Here is a 17323-nt window from a genome sequence, read left to right as displayed (position 1 = left end):
TTGTCAGCAGGTCTGCGCGCAGTTGCGCAGGCCGTAACGGATCATCAGCTGGGTGCCGCCGTTGCCGTCCCAGTCGTCGACGTAGACGACCGTCAGGTAGCCGTCCTGGTCGGCCCCGATCGCCGGGGTGTCCTGGCGGTTGGCGGTGAAGACGCTCAGCCGGTGCTCCGGGAACAGGTTGCTCGTCCCGCCCGTCGAGCCGATGCCGCGGGCCCAGACCTCGGTGCCGCTGCTGGCACTGGTGAGTCCGGTCGCCTGCCCGGTCTCGTGCCACGTCACCACGGCGTTGCCGGCGCCGTCCACGGCGACGTCCGGACGCGACTGGCGGCCTACCCGGTCGGATTGGTACGCCGTCTGGGCCGTCACGCTGTACACGCCGGCCGTGCTGGCCGTCCACCGGTAGATCGGCCCGCTGACGGTGCGGGCGGCGAACGCGGCGGTCGTTCCGGTGAAGCCGCGCACGTAGATCAGCGATTGCGGGTTGCCGTCGTAGCCGGTCCGGCCGGTGTGCTCGTCGGTCCAGGCGACGTACCAGATCCCGGACGCGCCGATCGCGACCGAGGGCTCGAGCTGCTGGCCGTCGGACAGTGTGCCGGTGTGGACGGCGACGACGGTGCCGAACGATCCGGCGAGCGTGCCTGTCTTCCCCCGGATGCTGTACCCGCCGTTGCCGTCCTCGTCGTCCTCCCAGGCGACCGCGGCGGTGCCGGAGTCGTTGATCGCGAGGTCGGGCTTGCGGTAGGTCCCACCCGCCACCGCCTGTACCGGCACGTCGTATCCGCCGCTCACCGGTGACAGCCGCACGTCGGCGGCGCTGAACGAGGCGTACCGGATCGAGCTCACCCCGGCCGTGGTCGTGTCCTGCCAGGCGACGCCGAACCGGCCGTCGGACAGCACGGCGATCGACGGTTCACTCTGGTCGCCGGCGGCCTGCGTGTTGACGTTGACGATCGAGGTCATCGTCCCGTCCGGGTGGACGCGCCGGGACCGGATCTCGTAGCCGCCGTTGCCGTTGCTGTCGTCGGCCCACACGAGCACCGCGTCGCCGTTGGCGGCAAGACCCACGTCGGGTGTGCGGTAGTTCCAGTTCGTGCTGCCGCCGGTGCGCACGACGACGTCGGACTGGCGCACCCCGTCGACGAAGCGACCCAGCCGGATCTCGTTGCCGGTGCCGGTCAGCGAGCCGGAGCTGAACGCGACCACGCTGACGTGGCGCCCGTTCGCGTCGCGGTACGAGGCGACCGCCGGCTCGAACTGGTCGCCGGTGGCGACCTGGTTCGCCGTGGCGAAGGTGGCGTTCGGGTACCGCGACGGCGCGATCTTCACCGCCGCTTCCTTGATGGCGGCGAAGTCGGCGACGAAACCGTTGTAGACGGTCGTGTCGTCGATCCGCATGAACGTCTCGTCGTTCTTCTTCAGCGCGCCGTTGGTGAGGTTCTGCGAGCCGGTGTACACGTACCGATGCGTCTGGTTGTCCTTGCGGGAAACCCCCTGCACCACCAGGTACTTGGAGTGGATGCTGCCGTCGGAGCACTCGGCGTTGACGGCCGAGCCCACCGCGAAGAACGACTGCCGGCAGCCGCCCGGGTTCATCGAGTAGACACCGATGCCGCGTGCGGCCAGGTCGTCGATCATGTCCTGGTGCTCGCCGGTGGCGACCTCGACGGTGCAGCCGGCGTCGGCCTTGTCACCCAGCGCGTCGATGACCTCGGGCCGGGCGTCGCGGAACCCCCACATCGCGAGCCGGATCACGTCGTCCGTGCTCGTCGTGGAGCACTGCACGTCGTCGATCGCGGCGGCGAAGATGTCGTGGCGGGTGCTCTGCGGGTTGAACGAGTTGGTGATCGTGGTGTCCTCGGCGGTGCTCGGGGAGTTGCGTGGCGAGTACCAGAGCCGGAACGGCCCGGCGTCGACGTGGCCGGTCTCGTAGACCTTGCTGCTGCCGGTCACGGCGAGCTTGCGGTTCACGTAGTCGCGGTAGGCCGTGGCGAGCGCGGCGTTGCCGGAGACCTCGACGAGGTTCTGGTACATCTGCTGCTGCGGGTTGGTGGGGTTGTTCGACCCGATGAGGGTGACGTCGGTGCGCCCGTCCGACAGGGCGCTGAACACCCAGAACTTGTTGTGGTTGATGCCGGTGCCACCGCCCGCGCAGGAGGCGAAGCAGCGTTTGGCCCATGAGCCGGTCGCGCTGGACGACCACGCCGGCAGGCCGGAGACCAGCGAGTCGACCTGGGCGGACTGGTTGCACACCGCCGGGTCGCCGTCGGTGCACGCCTCGATGAGCAGGCGCACCTTCACCCCGCGGGCGTGCGCGGCCAGCAGGTGGTCGGTGATGGCCTGGTCGGTGAAGGTGTACAGCGACGCGTAGAGGGTCGATCCGGCGACGCTGGCCTGGACCAGGGTGTCGATCTCGTCCCGCAGGCCGGTGGTCTGGTACTGGGTGAACTGGGGTCCGTTCTTGTTCGGGTCGGGGGTGGCGTAGTCGGCATCGGGGACTGGGTCGAGGTTCGGGCGGAGGAACAGAACCTTGATCGAGCCGCTGGTGACGGTCACAGTCGCGGCGGCGGCTTGCGAGGCCGTGCCGAGAACCATGCCGATCACCAGCACGAGCGCCAGAAACGGTCGGCGCAAGGCGGTGCTCCCTTCAGCGTGGTGGTGCGGGGAGACGGAGCCGGACGTTGCGGTCCGGCGCGCCGCCGGCCGCACCGGTGCGACCGGCGCGGACGGCGTCGTTGTAGGCCAGCTCGCGGTGCAGCGCGGCGAGCCGGTCGGTGGTGTCCTGCCCGGCGGCCGGCACCACGGGCGCGTCGTGGTCGATGAGTGTGCTGGTGATGCAGAGTCCGCCGGACCGCTCGCGGGCGATCTGCAGGACCCGCGCCTGCACCGGCCAGTCGGCGATCGCCGCGGTGGTCACCTCGAACAGGCCGCCGCCGTCGCCGCGGTGGTGCGCGACGACCCGGTTGGCGTGGTGGTGGCCGTTGAGCCAGAGCACCACGTTGCGGCAGCCGAGCGCCAGGCGGAGGATCTCGCCGGCGTAGGCGCGCTCGCCCGGGTGGTCGGGGCAGACGCCGTAGCCGTTGCGCAGCGAGCTCGTCGCGTGGTGCGAGGCGAGCACGATGAGCGGGTCGTCCGGACCGTCGGCGGCGAGCTGCTCGGCGAGCCAGTCGAGCTGGGCCCGGTCGATGCTGCCGTCCCAGTGCCCGTGCGGGTTGTCGGTGTTGAGCACGACGATCCGCACGCCGGGCACGGGGTCGTAGGCGTAGTGGGCGGTGCCGTCGCGGTGGTTGGCCGCCGTGAACCCGTGCCCTGCCGGGCGCGCGCCCGGGTGCCGGTGGGCGCGCACGAAGTCGGCCGGGGTGATGAAGGCCCGGCCGGCGAGTGCCGGCACCGGCCGGGACGGCCCGGCGAAGAGCGCGGCCGGATCGGTCAGGAACGTGCCCAGGGCATCGGGCAGATCCGGTCCGTCCGGCAGGCCGACCGGCTTGCGGGGCCCGGTGGCGATCGCCGCGAGGTCCGGCCGGGCCGCGGTGGTGCCGCCGATCAGCAGGTCGTGGTTGCCGAGGCAGGCGAGCCACGGGTGGCCGAGGCCTGCGGCGGTGAACGGTGCGGTGGCGGCCTCCAGCAGGCCGGGGTGGGTCGGGAACCCCCACAGGCGTTTGTACCGGTCGTCGCCCTGGTCGGGCCGCCAGTACCAGGGGTCGTCCCAGTCCAGCCGTTGGGGACCGTGGTAGCCGAACGGGCTGACCTCGACGGTGCCGCCGTCGAGCAGCGCGAGGTAGGCGGCGAGCTCGTTGGCCTGCGCGTTGTCGATGTTGTCGCCGGTCACCACGCACGCATCGAGGTCGAGCGCGGCGAGCGTGCGGATCATCGCCGCGGCGGCGTGCGGGGCGAGCGCCTCCTGCGGCCGGAACACCCAGTCGACGAGCCCGGCCCAGCCGGCGGCGCCGGCGCCGGTCCGCATGGCGAAGTCCAGGCGGGCCGGCGACCCGGGATCGACGACGTGCAGATCGGTCAGGTGGGCGAGGGTGGCGATCACGGTGCTGCCGCCGGACGGGGCCGGCCCGGGCACGAAGTCGGTGCGCAGGGTGTGGGCCTCGCCCGGCACCTGCCGCAGCCGGTGGTACAGGCCGTGGCTGCCCGTGCCGGCGACCTCGCCCGGCACGAGGGTCGGTGCCGTCTTCCCCCGGGTCGTGGTCATCGGACCGCCCCCGCTGTCAGGCCCCGCACGATGTGCCGCTGGAACATGTAGATCATCACCAGCATCGGGATGATGGCGAGCACGACGCCGGCGAAGATGACGTCGGGCGCCCGCTCTTCGACCGAGTTGAGCTGGGCGAGGCCGATCTGCAGCGTCTGCATCTTCGGTGTGCTCGTGACCAGCAGTGGCCAGAAGTAGTGGTTGTAGCTGCTGATGAAGGAGTGGATGGCCAGGGTGCCGATCGCCGGCCGGGACAGCGGGACGAGGATCTGCCAGAGGAACCGGAGGTGTCCGCAGCCCTCGACCTTCGCCGCCTCGTACACCTCCTTCGGGAAGCTCAGGAAGAACTGCCGCATGAGGAAGGTCCCGAAGCCGGCCGCGAGGAACGGCAGGAACAGTGCCGGGAACGTGTTGACCAGGCCCCAGTCCGCCATCGTGAGGTAGTTCGGGATGATCATCGACTCGGCCGGCACCATCATCGTGGCGAGGAACATGCCGAACGCGAGCCGCTTCAGCGGGAAGTGCAGGAACGCGAACACGTAGCCGGACAGCACCGAAGTGAGCAGGACGCCGAGAACGACGACGAGGGACACCAGGATGCTGTTGCCGTACTGGCGGGCCAGCGGCACCGCGTCCAGCACGGCACCGAAACTGCTCACGTGAAGGCTGGTCGGCAGCAGCGCGGGCGGGAAGCGGGTCAGGTCGTCGCGGCTCATCAATGATCCGGCGACCGCGTAGTACAGCGGGAAGATCACCACGGCGACGAGGACGACCAGCCCGGCGATCGTGCCGGCGTTGCGCAACCGGCTCATGAGTAGAACACCTTCCGCTGCAGGACCCTGAACTGGATCGCGGTGATCGCGGTGACGAGGAGCAGCAGGACGACACCCTGCACCGAGGCGAGGCCGTAGTCCGACGCGCCGAACGCGAACGCCGACTTGTACAGCCCGTAGACCAGGGTGGTGGTGGCGCCGTCTGGACCACCGCCGGTGAGGATGTTGATCTCGCCGAAGGTCTGCAGCGAGGCGATCGTCGACACCACGAGCATGAAGAAGATCGTCGGGGTGAGCAGCGGCAGGACGATCCCGGTCAGCACCCGCCAGCGACCGGCGCCGTCGAGGCGGGCGGCCTCCAGGTACTCCTCGGGGATCGCCTGCAAGCCGGCCGAGAAGACCAGGACCGCATAGCCGAGGTCGCGCCAGACGCTGACCGCGGCGAGGCTGGGCAGCGCCGTGTCCGGGTCGGTGAGCCAGTCGATGCCGGACACGCCGAACTCGCTGAGCAGGCCGTTGAAGACGCCGATGCTCGGGCTGTAGAAGACGTCGAACACGACCGCGGCCGACGCGGCGGAGAACGCGAACGGCGTGGCCATCAGCGTCCGGAAGAAGCCGATGCCCCTGACCTTGGACTGCAACGCCAGCGCCAGCCCGAGCCCCAGCACGAGGGTGGGCAGCACCGTGCACACCGCGAACAGCACCGTGACGAGCAGGACGTTGCGCAGCTTGGGATCGCCGAAGAAGTCCGCGTAGCGGTCCAGCCCGACGAAGTCAGTGGCGTTGCCGAAGATGTCGCTGCCGTGCACGCTCAGCCAGACGGTGCGCACGAGCGGGTAGAACACGAACAGGACGAAGACGATGGTGGACGGCACGAGGAACGCCGCGGCCACGGCGATCTCGGCCGGCCGGTAGTGGGGCCGGCGCCGGGGTTGCAGACCGGGCTCCGGGGCCACCGCGGCGGATGCCGGGCCGGTCGTGGTGGTGCCGACGGCCGTCATGCGGCCGCCCGCCACAGCTGCCAGACCTCGTCGGCGACGCCCGGCGCGGCGGCGAGGATGCCGTCCTCGGGCACCCCGCCGCTCACACCGTCCCTTCCGTGGACGAGCGCGCCGCCTTCCTTGGCGATCAGCGCTCCGGCCGCGACGTCCCAGAGGTCGTACCGGCCGGGGATGAGCGCTCCGGCGGCGCGCCCGGCCCCGACACTGGCCAGGGCCAGCGCACACGAGCCCATGATGCGGGTGGCGGCGAACCGGTCCGACACCTCGGTGAGCACGGCGAACATGCCGGGCCACGGCCGGTTCTTCGACCACTCGGTCAGCAGCACCTCGCCGGCGAGCGAGCTCACCGGGCGGCAGCTGACGGGAAGACCGTCGGCGAAGGCGCCGCCACCGCGGACGGCGCTGAGTATCTCGCCGCGTGCCGGGTCGGCGACCACACCGACGGCCACGCCGGTCTCGTCGAAGCCGGCCAGGCTGAACGACGACCATGGCAGCCCGTGGACGAAGTTGGTGGTGCCGTCGATCGGGTCCACGTACCACATGAATCCGTCGCCGGCACCGCCGCCGTACTCCTCCCCCACGACCCGGTGGTCCGGGAACCTGCGGGCGATCTCGTCGCGGGTGAGCCGTTCGACCTCGCGGTCGTACGGCGTCACCCAGTCGGCGGCGTCGGCCTTGGTCCCGGCGGTCGCCGGTTGCGGGCTGCTCCCGGCGATCGTCCGCATCGCGGCGCGGGCGAGCTCCACCGCGAACTCGTGCAGCGTCTTCAGCTCGCTGTCCGGTGCGGCCATCAGGCGCTCGCTCCGGCGAGGACCGGCGTGACCGCGGGCAGGTCGTTGGAGATGACCGCGGCGATGCCCCAGGCGAGGGCCTGGGCCGCCGCTTGCGCGTCGTCGACGCAGTAGGTCCACATGCGCAGCCCGCGCGCGGCAGCCCGCTCGACGGACTCCTCGGTCAGGCTGTCCCAGCGCAGGTTGAGCGCCTGCGGCCGGACCGCGTCCAGCAGTGTGTCCGGCGGCAGGTCCGGGCCGACCCACGACAGCACGATCTCGGCCTCCGGCTGGTGCGCGCGCACGACGGTGAGCACCTCGGGCTCGCCGATGAACCACGACCGCTCCAGCGCACCGGCGGCGCGCAGTTCGGCGGCCACCGTCGGCACCAGGTCCGGGTTCTTGTTGTCCACGACGAGTCGCAGCGCAACCACCTCGGCGACCTCGGCGAGCGTCGGAATCCGCTCGCCGGTCACCTCGGTGCGCAGCGCCTGGATCTCGGCGAGGCTCGCCGCCCCGGGCATGCGCGGGTCGTTCCAGAACCGCTGGAGCGTGCGGTCGTGCAGCAGGATCGGGTGGCCGTCGGCGCTGGCGCGGACGTCGAACTCGACCGCGTCGGCGCCCAGCTCCGCCGCGAGCAGCAGCGACGGGATCGTGTTCTCGGTGCGACGCAGGGGGGCGCCGCGGTGTCCGACGAGGATCGGCACGGTCTGGGCCCCTTACTGTCCGACGGACTTGTTGTAGGTGGCGATGGACTCCGCAATGGCCGTCTGCCCGGCGGTGATGGCCTGGTCGGCGCTGGACTTGCCGAGGATGACCGACTCGACGATGTCGTTCATCTTGTCGCGGGCCTGCGGCATGACGCCCAGCAGACAACCGCTGCTGGCCGGGGTGGTCGCGGCGGCGCGCAGCTCGGCGCCGGGCTTCGCGAAGTCCGGGTAGGTGGCGACGGTGTCCTTGAACTCCTTGCTGTCGGCCGCGGCCTTGACCACCGGGATGTAGCCGGTCTGCGAGGCCCAGTAGCCCTGCGCGTCGGCGGACGCGAGGTACTTGAGGAACTCCGCCGCGGCCGCCTGCTGCGCCTTCGGGTGCCCGGCCATCGTCCAGACCGCCGCGCCGCCGTTGAACACGCCGCTCGCGGTGGTGCCGTCCGGCCTGATGTAGTTGGCGACCCCGACCTCGAACTTCGAGCCCTTGATGATGTCGCGCAGGTTGGCCGACGTGAACGGCAGGATCGCCGCACGCCCGGCCTGGAACGCCGCGGACGCGTCGGTGTTGTTGCGCCCGACGTTGAGCAGACTGCCGTCCTTCACCAGCCCGGCCCACGTGTTCACGATCCCGCGCAGCTCGGGGGTGTCCCAGTTGACGGCGGTGGCGCGCCCGGACCGGCCGTTGTCCTGGTTGCAGTACTGCACACCGCCCGCGGCGAGCATCTGCTCGACGAGCCAGCCGTCGATCGAGGCGACCGCGCCGTAGCGGGTGGTCTTGCCCCCGTCGCGGACCGTCAGCTTGCGCGACGCCTCGGCCAGCTCACCGATGGTGGCCGGCGGCTTCTCCGGGTCGAGCCCGGCGTCCTTGAACGCGGTCTTGTTGTAGAACAGGACCGGCGCCGAGGCGTTGAACGGCAGGGCCTGCAGCTTGCCGCCGACCGTGTAGTACTTGGCGATGCCGGGCTCGACGGTGGCGGTGTCGATCCCGGCCGGTCCGGCGACGTCCGCGAACGAGACCGTGGCCTTGGTGTCGACCATGAGCTGCGTGCCGATCTCGAAGACCTGCACGAGGTTCGGCGTCTGCCGCGACTGCACCGACGCCTTGAGCTTGGTGAGCGAGTCGTTGTACTTGCCCTGGAACGTCGCCTCGACCTTGACCTTGCCGGTGTGGGCCTTGTTGAACTCCTCGACGAGGTGGTTGACCGCCTCGCCGTTGGCACCGGCCATCGAGTGCCAGAACGTCACCGTCTGTTCACCGCCGCTGCTGTCGCCCGCGTCGTCACCGCAGGCCGTGAGCCCGGTGAACAGCGTCGCGACCGCGGCGGCCGCAAAAATGCGTCTCCGTACCATGTCTCCTCCTGATGCGCCGCGGCGCTGCGGTGAGCTTCGCAGCCCGGGGTGTCAGCGGCGTTGGAGTGATTTAACATCAGCAGTGTTGTTTTCACAAGACCATCATCACGACCGCACCCAAACAGGGTCCCTCCTCCGAGGTGAAGCGGTATGTCGATCAGGACAGAGCACGCAGAAAGCACCCCGAACATGACGCGTTATCTTCATGTGAACTTCACTCCGCCTGCTATTGAAAGCGCTTCATGACGCCGTCGGCAAGGGCGTCCGCAGCCGCGGCAAGCCGCTGACCGGCCACGTCGAGCCGGCCGAGCAGGAGCACCGGCACGAGGGCCGGTGCTCCTGCATCAGACATGAGCGCGGCGACCGCCTGCTGGTACGCCGGGCGGACGCCGGGCTTCTTCGCCTCCGACGCGGCCTCGGCAGCCTGCCGGGGCGCGTCGGGCAACAGCCTCACCGCGGCGTCGAGCCGGGCGAGCCCGCCGGCGAGACGGTCCAGCACCGGTCCGTACAGCGGGTCGGGCGCCGCGCCGAACAGGTCGAACTCCCGGACGAAGTCGCGTGTCGCGTCGAGCACGTCGTCGATGCTGCGGGAGAGCCGGAACAGATCCTCCCGGTCGATCGGGGACGCCACGATGCGCCGCAACCGGCCGATCAGGGCCGCCCGGTGCGCGTCGCCGTCGTGCTCCACCACGCCGATGAGACGCCGGGCCCGGGCGGGTTCCACGGTGCCCGCCGTGACCCGGCGGGCCACCTCGACGCCGCGTTCGGCGCAGCACACCTGGGCGGCGACGAGGCCGACCAGCGACCGGTCGTCGGCACCGGCCAGGTCCCGCGCCAGCCGGGCCAGCCCGCTCAGGACACCAGCGACACCACCACCGCCGCGCAGACGCCCCCTCCGACGAACGCCGCCGGCAGGGTCAACAGCCACGCCTGGCTCAGTCGCAGAACCTTCCGCCATCGCACTCTCCTCGCTCCTCGTGAGAGTCCGGCGCCGACCAGGGCGCCGGACATCGACTGGGTCATGCTCACCGGCGCACCGACGGCGGCCGTGCCGAGCACCACACTGGCGCTGGACAGCTCGGTCACCACCACCCCGTCCTGCCGGGCCGCGACCAGCCCGCCCCCGGCGCCGCCCAGGCGTCGCACCCCGAGCAGGCCGCCCGCCATGAAACAGACCGCGATCAGCGCCAACGCGGCCGGCGAGCGGGCGTGGCGGTCCGGCCCGCCGCCGAGCAGCACCGCGTAGACCGCGAGCATCTTCTGGCCGTCGTTGGCGCCGTACGCGACGCAGGCCGCGGCGAATCCACCCAGGTGCAGCCGGCGCAGGCGGCCGGCGGCCCCGCCGGGACGCCCGGCCGGGGGCAGCGCGGCGACGACCCGCGCCGCGGCCAGGGCGACCAGCGCACCGATCAGCGGCGCCGCGGCCGCCGCGGCGAGCACCGCACCCACCACCGCCCAGTCCACGGCGTCGCCACCGCCACGGACGAGGCCGCCGCCGGTGCCGGCGCCCGCGATGCCGCCGATGAGCGCCAGCGTGAGGCTGGTGGGCAGGCGACGGGCAGCCAGCAGCACGGTGACCGCGACGGCCGCGCCGATGCCGGCCAGGATCTGCACCCTGAACGCCGGACCCGGCGCCGCGGACGGCACCAGCCGTCCGTCGAGGGTCGTGGCCACCGCGGTGCCGACCAGCAGTGGCGCGACGAGCACGGCGGTGGTGAGCAGCGCGAGCGCACCGGGCGGGCGCAGCCCTGACGCCCCGACCCCGATGCCGACCAGGACACCCGCGTCGTTGAAGCCGGTGAACACCGCGAACAGCGCGGCGACGCCGAGAGCGACAGCCGTAGCGGTCGACACCCGCACCATCCGTTCCGGCGCCTCGAAGCACGCCCGTAGTGAACTGTTGATGTGAAAATCTCGCAGCGTCGCGAGGGCAGGCGGCCGGGTCCAGCCCGACCTGGCTGGTCACATACCGAGCTTGACCTGCCAAGACATCGAATCGGCCACCTGGATCTAGCCGATACGATAAGTGGCTGTTATCTTAACATCAACCGAACGCTCACTTCGCACGACGGGAAGCTGCGACAGCGCATGGGAATCGAGCACACTTCTACCTCGGGCCTGTGGGCCGGCGTCGACGTCGGCACACAAAGCCTGCGAGTCTTGCTGGTGGACGACCACGGAGTCATCGTGGGGCGCGGCGCCGGCCGGCTGGACAGCCACCGGTCCGGCCGCCGCCACGAGCAGGATCCCGAGCAGTGGTGGCAGGTCCTCGGCCAGGCCGGCCGAGCGGCGCTCGCCGACGCGGCACGGGTGCACCCCCGGCCGGCGGGGCTCGTGCGGGGCATGGCGATCTGCGGCACATCCGGGACGTTCCTGCTGACCGATGCGGCGGCGCTCACGCCGGCGCTCATGTACGACGACGCACGCGCCGCCGAGGGCTGGACCGGCCCCGGGCAGCCCTCCTGGCCACCGGCGAAGCTCGCCTGGCTGGCCGAGCACGGCAGCGCACCGGTGCGCGCGGGCCTCGCCACCGGCCGGGTCCGGCTCGAGCACTGCCCTGACTTCCTCGCCGCGCGCCTGGTCGGGCACCGGGTCGCCACGGACTGGAGTCACGCGCTGAAGACCGGCTACGACCCGGCCGCGCTGGACTGGCCGGCGGCGTCGCCCTCCGGGGTGCTTCCGGATGTCGTACGGCCGGGGACGCTGCTCGGCCGGATCGACGCAACCGGCGCCGCGCACACCGGGTTCGCCGCCGGCACACCGGTGCGCGCCGGGATGACCGACGGCTGCGCCGCGCAGATCGCGGCCGGCGCGTTGGTCCCCGGCTCGTGGAACGCCGTGCTCGGCACCACCCTCGTGCTCAAGGGCGTCACGGAGCACCGGCTCGAAGATCCGGCCGGCGCCGTGTATTCGCACCGCCACCCCGACCAGGGCTGGCTGCCGGGCGGCGCCTCGAGCGTCGGCGCCGGCCTGCTCGACCGGCGCTTCCCCGCCGCCGACCGCACCCGCCGCGACGCGGCCGCGGCGCGGTTCGAACCGGCCGGCGGCATCGTCTACCCACTCGCCGGCCGCGGCGAGCGGTTCCCGTTCGTGCGGCCCGACGCCGAGGCGTTCGAGGCGGGCGACCTCGTCGACGACGACGACCGGTACGCGGCCGTGCTGCAGGCCGTCGGTTACGTCGAGAAGCTCGCATACGCACACCTGCGCCGGCTCGGCGCACGGGTCGACGGGCCGTACTACATCACCGGCGGCGCCACCCGCAGCCGGTACTGGTGCCAGCTGCGGGCCGACATCCTCGGCCATGAACTGATCCTGCCGGCCAGCGCCGAGCCGGCCTTCGGCATGGCCGTCCTCGCCGCCGCCGGCGACGGCCCGCTCGTCGCGGCGGCCGAACGCATGATCCGCCCCGGAACGGTCCTCACGCCTCGGCCCGGCGCGACCGGACGGTTCGCGGACGCCTACGCCCGCTTCCTCGACGCCCTGGTCGAGCGCGACTGGATCGACGCCACGCTCGCCGGCTACGCCAAGGACGTCCCGCTCGTCGGCGCCTCCGGCGGTGCGGCATGAACACCGTCACGCTGGCCCGCCACGGGCGAACGGCCTGGCACGCGCCCAACCGGTACACCGGACGCAGCGACATCGCGCTCGACGACGTCGGCGTCCAGCAGGCGCAGACGCTCGCCCGCTGGGCCGCCGGTCGCGGGTACGCCGCCCTCGCCTGCTCGGATCTGCGCCGGTCCGTGGACACCGCGGCCGCCGTGGCGGCGACGACCGGCCTCGTCCCGGCCACCGACCCGCGGCTGCGGGAGCTGGACTTCGGCATCGCGGAGGGGCACACCCTCGCCGAGCTCGACCCGGCCGTCGCCGAGCGGTTCACCGTCGACCCCGTCACGCACCACTTCCCCGGCGGGGAGCATCCGGCCCTCGCCGTCGACCGGTTCCATGCCGGGCTCGCCGCGCTGGCCGCGCGGGTGCCGCAGGGCAGCGCCCTGGTGGTGGCCCACAGCACGATCATCCGGCTGGTCGTGTGTGCGGCGCTAGGCCTGCCGCTCGCGCAGTACCGCCGCCGGCTGCCGGCGCTCGATCCGGTCGCGGTGACCACGCTGCGGCTGTCCGAGGACGGCGTGCCGGTGGCCCTGCTGGCGTACAACGTGCCGGTGTCTGAAGGATGGCAGCCATGACCGACCCCACGGAGCGCAGCCGGCCGGCCCAGCGGCAGGCGGAGATCGTCGAACACGTCCTGCAGCACGGTTCGGTGTCGGCCAACGACCTGGCCGAGCTGTTCCACGTCAGCCTGATGACCATCCACCGCGATCTCGACGAGCTGGAGCGGCAAGGCGTCGTGCGCAAGTTCCGCGGCGGCGTGAGCGCCCAGCCGTCGAGCGTGTTCGAGAGCAACGTGTCCTTCCGGCTGCGTGCCGCGAAGGCCGAGAAGCTCGCGATCGCGCAACGGGCCCGCGAGCTGATCGAACCGGGCATGGCCATCATGCTGGACGACTCGACCACCACGCTGGAGCTCGCCCGGCTCCTGGAGGACGCGGCACCACTGACCGTGATGACCAACTTCCTGGAGACCATCAAACTGCTCAGCACCATGCGGGGCATCCGGCTGCTGGCCCTCGGCGGGGAGTACTACCCGACCCACGACTCCTTCCTCGGCGTGCCCTGCATCGACGCGATCGAGGCGCTGCGCGTCGACCTGCTCTTCGCCTCGACGTCGGCCGTGTCCGGCGGCTACGCCTACCACCAGGAGCAGGAGATCGTCCTGGTCAAGCGGGCCATGATCCGCGCCGCCCAGCGATCGGTGCTCATGGTCGACCACACCAAGCTCGGCCGGGCCTCCCTGCACCGGCTCGCCCCGCTGTCCGACATCGACCTGGTCCTCACCGACAAGCAGGCGCCGCCCGAGGCACTGCTGGAGATGCGCGAAAACGGTGTCAGATATGAAGCCGTCTGATGCTCCCCACGCGGTCGGCGTCGACGTCGGCACCACCGTCACCAAGGCGGTCGTGTTCGCGGCGGACGGCACCGCCCTGCGCCGCGCCGCCCGCCCCACGGCGCTGCACCGGGCCGGCCCCGGCCGGTACGAGCAGGACGCCGCGGCGGTCGCCGCCTCGGTCGCCGCCGTCCTGGACGAGCTCGAACCCGGGCCGGTCGCCGCGATCGGGATCACCGGACAGGGCGACGGACTCTGGGCCGTGGACGACGCCGGGCACCCCGTCCGGCCCGCCATCTCCTGGCTCGACGCGCGCGCCGCCGACGTCGTCGCCGAGTGGACGACCGACGGGGCGTTGCAGCAGGTGTACGACCGCACCGGCAACCTGCCGTTCGCGGGCAGCTCGGGCCCGCTGCTGGCCTGGCTCGACCGCAACGAGCCGGCCACGCTCGACCGGGCGGCCACCGCGGCGTACTGCAAGGACGTCATCGTGCAACGCCTGACCGGGCTGCGCGCGACCGACGTGTCCTCGGTGCCCCTCCTCGACCCGGGCACGCGCGACTACGATCCCGCGCTGCTGGCCGCGCTGGGCCTCGCCCACCGCCGGGACCTGCTCCCACCGGTCCTGGCCTCCCCGGTCGAGGGGCTGCGCACCACGATCGGCGCGATACCGGCCGGCACACCGGTGGTCGCGGCGCCGTACGACCTGCCGGCCGCCGCGCTGGGAGCCGGCGTCGCGCAGATCGGCGACGGCCTGCTGACCGTCGGCACCACCCTGGCCTGCCAGGTGCTCACCGATCGCGTCGGCACCGGCGAACCCGCCGGCCTGACCCTCACCACCTGGGAACCCGGGAGGTGGCTGCGGGCGCTGCCGGCGATGGTCGGCACGGCGGGACTGGACTGGGTGCTGAACCTGACCGGAGCGACCCTCGACGACCTGCCTGCGCTGCTGTCCAGTGGCGACTCCACCGGCCTGTCGGTGCTGCCGTTCTTCGCCGAGGCGGGAGAACGGGCGCCGTTCGTGGCGCCCGCGGCCCGGGCCCGCATCGACGGGCTGCACACCGGCGTCACGGTCGCCGACCTGGTGCTCGCGACCTGCGAAGCGATCGCGTACAGCGCGCGGCACTGCCTCACCGCCGCGGGCCTGGACGGCGAACTGTTCGCCTGCGGCGGCGGCATGCGCAGCGGCGCCTGGGCACAGATCTTCGCCGACGTCCTCGGCCGGCCCGTCCGGGTGCTGCTCGGCGATGAGGTCGGTGCCCGCGGTGCGGTCCAGGCGGCGCTGCGCACCGTCGGCATCGCCGAGCTGCCGCCACCACCGCCGACCGCCGTGTTCACCCCGCGCCGCTCCCGCGACGACCGATACGCCCATTACCTGTCCGCTGTTGCCAGCGCCCGCTCGACCTGGAGGACCACCCCGTGACCCGTGTACTCGTCGCCGGCGACCACTTCGTCACCCCCGCGCTCGTGATCGATGCCCTCCACAGACTCGCCGACCTCGACATCGTCACGCACACCGGACCGTGGCCGCACACGCCGTTCGGCCGGGTGAACGAGGTCGACGAGGCGTCGGACATCGAGGACGCGCTCATCGACCTGCTGTCCGGGGTCGATGTGGTGATCACCCAGATGGCGCCGCTCACCGAACGGGTGCTGGCCGCCGCCCCGGCGCTGAAGCTGATCGTGGTCACGCGCGGCGGCCCGGTGAACGTGAACCTCGCCGCCGCCGAAGCCCGCGGCATCGAGGTCCGCAGCACGCCGGGGCGCAACGCGGTGGCCGCCGCTGAGCACACCGTCGCGCTCATGCTCGCGGCGCTGCGCATGATCCCGGAAACCCACGCGTCGGTGCTCGCCGGCCAGTGGCGCTCCGACCTCTACGCGCTCGACGCCGTCGGCTCCGAGCTCGGCGGCACCACCGCGGGCCTGATCGGCTACGGCGCCATCGGCCGGCGCGTGGCCCGCATCCTGCGCGCGTTCGACGCGACCGTGATCGTGCACGACCCGTACGCCGACCCCACCACCCTCGACGGCGCCGAAGCGGTCACGCTGGACGAGCTGCTGTCCCGCAGCCAGGTGCTGAGCCTGCACGCCCGGCTCACCGCCGAGACCCGCGGCATGATCGGCGCCAAGGAACTGGCCCAGTTGCCGCACGGCGCGGTGCTGGTGAACTCCGCGCGTGGCGGCCTGCTCGACTACCGGGCCGTGGCCGAGGCGCTCACGTCGGGACGGCTGCGGGCCGCCGCGTTCGACGTGTTCGACGTCGAACCGCTGCCGGCGGACTCGCCGTTGCGGGCGGCACCCGGCACGGTCCTGACCCCGCACCTCGCCGGCGCGACCGTGCAGACCGCCCGCCGGGCGGCGGAGCAGGCCGCCGACGCGCTCGCCACGTGGCTCGCCGGTGCCGCGACGCCCCCGGCCCACCCGGCCGCCGCAGCCGCCGCGGCCGAGCCAGACGGCCGGTGATCAGCTCGGGCCCCGGCGGACCGCACCGCCACCGGCTGGCGTGACGGGGGTACGCGCGAACACCGGGGCATGCAGAGACCCGCTGCCACGAACGCGCGTGCATCCCGCGTTCCGGGGTACGTGTAGACCACGAAGTGCCGGGAGAGGGGATCCTGAGGACCTCGCGAACGATCGGCCAACCGCCGCGGCGGTACATGGGCGCGCGGTGGAAGTTTGACGCTGAGGAGGACTTGTGCGGATCGCTGTCGCCACGCCCGGGGGCAACGTCGGGCGGCACGTGGTCGCCATACTGATCAGGGCCGGGTTGCGGCCCCTGCTCCTCGCCCGCCGACCGGAGCGGCTGGCGTCGGCGGTGCGGGCGGAGGCCGATGTGGCGGGCGTCGACCTCTACGACGCCGACGGGGTGGTCGCCGCGACTCGAGGGGTCGAGGCGCTGTACTGGGTCGATCCGAGCACCGGCAGCGAGGATCCGTTCGGCGACTACACCCGTGCGACCGCCGCCGTGGTCCGGACGGTCACCGAGAACCAGATCGGCCGGACCGTGTTCCAGAGCAGCGTCGGTGCTGAGCTACGGCACGGCGCCGGAGAGATCGACGGGCTGGCGGCGACCGAGGTTGCCCTGGAGGCCGTCGGTGCTGCCGTGACGCACCTGCGCTGCGGGTTCTTCTTCACCAACCTCGAGTTGCAGCTCGAGGCGATCCGCGCGGGACGGATACCGATCATCCTGCCGGTCGACCAGCCGATGGCGTGGGTCGCGCCGCAGGACATCGCCGAGGTGGCCGTCACCCGGTTGTTGTCGAGGGACTGGTCGGGCCGCGTCGTGCAGGCGGTGCACGGGCCCGCAGATCTCACCTGGGCGGAAGCGGCCGAGATCGTCAGCGCGGCCGTCGGGCGTCCGGTGACGGTCGAGCAGATCTCCGACGACGCCATGCGCGAGCTGTTGCACGCGAGCGGAATGACGGCCGGACTCACCGACGCCGTGATCGGGATGTCTACCGGGCTGCGCGACGGATTCGTCCCCGAGCAGTCGCGGACTGCGCGGACCACGACTCCCACCACCCTCGCCGCATGGGCGTACGACACCCTGCGACCCGAACTCGCAGGGCACTGACATCGCGAAGT

General features: G+C 72.3%; 15 protein-coding genes. 6 read left to right on the top strand and 9 right to left on the bottom strand.

Annotated features, from left to right (window positions below; translation table 11 throughout):
- Positions 1-3: 3 nt before the first annotated feature.
- The 9 genes from ABZ321_RS21650 to ABZ321_RS21610 form a co-directional block, all read right to left on the bottom strand.
- Positions 4-2631, bottom strand: a complete 2628-nt coding sequence (locus ABZ321_RS21650; protein ID WP_354893786.1) for a phospholipase D-like domain-containing protein — start codon at positions 2629-2631, stop codon at positions 4-6.
- Between the two features lie 13 nt (positions 2632-2644).
- Positions 2645-4198 carry a hypothetical protein gene (locus ABZ321_RS21645; protein ID WP_354893783.1) on the bottom strand — a complete coding sequence of 518 codons (1554 nt, stop codon included), beginning with the start codon at positions 4196-4198 and terminating at the stop codon, positions 2645-2647.
- Positions 4195-5010 carry a carbohydrate ABC transporter permease gene (locus ABZ321_RS21640; protein ID WP_344513962.1) on the bottom strand — a complete coding sequence of 272 codons (816 nt, stop codon included), beginning with the start codon at positions 5008-5010 and terminating at the stop codon, positions 4195-4197. Before ABZ321_RS21640 ends, ABZ321_RS21645 begins: the two co-directional genes overlap by 4 nt.
- Entirely contained in the window at positions 5007-5972 is a 966-nt protein-coding gene (locus ABZ321_RS21635; RefSeq protein WP_344513963.1) for a sugar ABC transporter permease, read from the bottom strand. Before ABZ321_RS21635 ends, ABZ321_RS21640 begins: the two co-directional genes overlap by 4 nt.
- The gene (locus ABZ321_RS21630) at positions 5969-6763 is read right to left on the bottom strand and encodes an inositol monophosphatase family protein (RefSeq protein WP_354893778.1); all 795 of its coding nucleotides are present in this window, start codon (positions 6761-6763) and stop codon (positions 5969-5971) included. The genes ABZ321_RS21635 and ABZ321_RS21630 overlap by 4 nt, the downstream gene beginning before the upstream one ends.
- Positions 6763-7449, bottom strand: coding sequence for a glycerophosphodiester phosphodiesterase (locus tag ABZ321_RS21625; protein WP_354893775.1), 687 nt, complete (start codon positions 7447-7449; stop codon positions 6763-6765). The genes ABZ321_RS21630 and ABZ321_RS21625 overlap by 1 nt, the downstream gene beginning before the upstream one ends.
- A 12-nt stretch (positions 7450-7461) precedes the next feature.
- On the bottom strand, positions 7462-8802 hold the full coding sequence (locus ABZ321_RS21620) for an ABC transporter substrate-binding protein (protein ID WP_354893772.1): 1341 nt from the start codon (positions 8800-8802) through the stop codon (positions 7462-7464).
- A 226-nt stretch (positions 8803-9028) separates the two neighbouring features.
- Entirely contained in the window at positions 9029-9730 is a 702-nt protein-coding gene (locus ABZ321_RS21615; protein WP_354893769.1) for a DUF47 family protein, read from the bottom strand.
- A complete protein-coding gene (locus tag ABZ321_RS21610; protein WP_344513972.1) occupies positions 9655-10656 on the bottom strand; it encodes an inorganic phosphate transporter in 1002 nt (333 codons plus the stop codon). Before ABZ321_RS21610 ends, ABZ321_RS21615 begins: the two co-directional genes overlap by 76 nt.
- 234 nt (positions 10657-10890) lie before the next feature.
- Between ABZ321_RS21610 and ABZ321_RS21605 the strand changes: the two genes are divergently transcribed.
- From ABZ321_RS21605 to ABZ321_RS21580, 6 genes are all read left to right on the top strand, one after another.
- Positions 10891-12369 carry an FGGY family carbohydrate kinase gene (locus ABZ321_RS21605; RefSeq protein WP_354893765.1) on the top strand — a complete coding sequence of 493 codons (1479 nt, stop codon included), beginning with the start codon at positions 10891-10893 and terminating at the stop codon, positions 12367-12369.
- Complete coding sequence (locus ABZ321_RS21600) at positions 12366-12983, top strand: histidine phosphatase family protein (RefSeq protein WP_354893762.1); 618 nt, start codon at positions 12366-12368, stop codon at positions 12981-12983. Before ABZ321_RS21605 ends, ABZ321_RS21600 begins: the two co-directional genes overlap by 4 nt.
- Positions 12980-13759, top strand: coding sequence for a DeoR/GlpR family DNA-binding transcription regulator (locus ABZ321_RS21595; protein ID WP_344513978.1), 780 nt, complete (start codon positions 12980-12982; stop codon positions 13757-13759). The genes ABZ321_RS21600 and ABZ321_RS21595 overlap by 4 nt, the downstream gene beginning before the upstream one ends.
- Positions 13746-15161, top strand: a complete 1416-nt coding sequence (locus tag ABZ321_RS21590; RefSeq protein WP_354893759.1) for an FGGY family carbohydrate kinase — start codon at positions 13746-13748, stop codon at positions 15159-15161. The genes ABZ321_RS21595 and ABZ321_RS21590 overlap by 14 nt, the downstream gene beginning before the upstream one ends.
- Positions 15158-16201 carry a 2-hydroxyacid dehydrogenase gene (locus tag ABZ321_RS21585; protein ID WP_354893756.1) on the top strand — a complete coding sequence of 348 codons (1044 nt, stop codon included), beginning with the start codon at positions 15158-15160 and terminating at the stop codon, positions 16199-16201. Before ABZ321_RS21590 ends, ABZ321_RS21585 begins: the two co-directional genes overlap by 4 nt.
- 232 nt (positions 16202-16433) lie before the next feature.
- Complete coding sequence (locus ABZ321_RS21580) at positions 16434-17312, top strand: NAD(P)H-binding protein (protein ID WP_354893753.1); 879 nt, start codon at positions 16434-16436, stop codon at positions 17310-17312.
- Positions 17313-17323 lie beyond the last annotated feature (11 nt).

This window comes from Dactylosporangium sp. NPDC006015 (assembly GCF_040614215.1).
Taxonomy (GTDB): Bacteria; Actinomycetota; Actinomycetes; order Mycobacteriales; family Micromonosporaceae; genus Dactylosporangium; species Dactylosporangium maewongense.
Note: the sequence above shows the minus strand (reverse complement) of the source record. Positions and strands in the feature narration are given on the sequence as shown.

Excerpts from the sequence above, each read along its gene's own strand:
- ABZ321_RS21645 (WP_354893783.1), bottom strand. The coding sequence starts at position 4,198 with ATGACCACGACCCGGGGGAAGACGGCACCGACCCTCGTGCCGGGCGAG.
- ABZ321_RS21640 (WP_344513962.1), bottom strand. The coding sequence starts at position 5,010 with ATGAGCCGGTTGCGCAACGCCGGCACGATCGCCGGGCTGGTCGTCCTC.
- ABZ321_RS21635 (WP_344513963.1), bottom strand. The coding sequence starts at position 5,972 with ATGACGGCCGTCGGCACCACCACGACCGGCCCGGCATCCGCCGCGGTG.
- ABZ321_RS21630 (WP_354893778.1), bottom strand. The coding sequence starts at position 6,763 with ATGGCCGCACCGGACAGCGAGCTGAAGACGCTGCACGAGTTCGCGGTG.
- ABZ321_RS21620 (WP_354893772.1), bottom strand. The coding sequence starts at position 8,802 with ATGGTACGGAGACGCATTTTTGCGGCCGCCGCGGTCGCGACGCTGTTC.
- ABZ321_RS21605 (WP_354893765.1), top strand. The coding sequence starts at position 10,891 with ATGGGAATCGAGCACACTTCTACCTCGGGCCTGTGGGCCGGCGTCGAC.
- ABZ321_RS21600 (WP_354893762.1), top strand. The coding sequence starts at position 12,366 with ATGAACACCGTCACGCTGGCCCGCCACGGGCGAACGGCCTGGCACGCG.
- ABZ321_RS21595 (WP_344513978.1), top strand. The coding sequence starts at position 12,980 with ATGACCGACCCCACGGAGCGCAGCCGGCCGGCCCAGCGGCAGGCGGAG.
- ABZ321_RS21590 (WP_354893759.1), top strand. The coding sequence starts at position 13,746 with ATGAAGCCGTCTGATGCTCCCCACGCGGTCGGCGTCGACGTCGGCACC.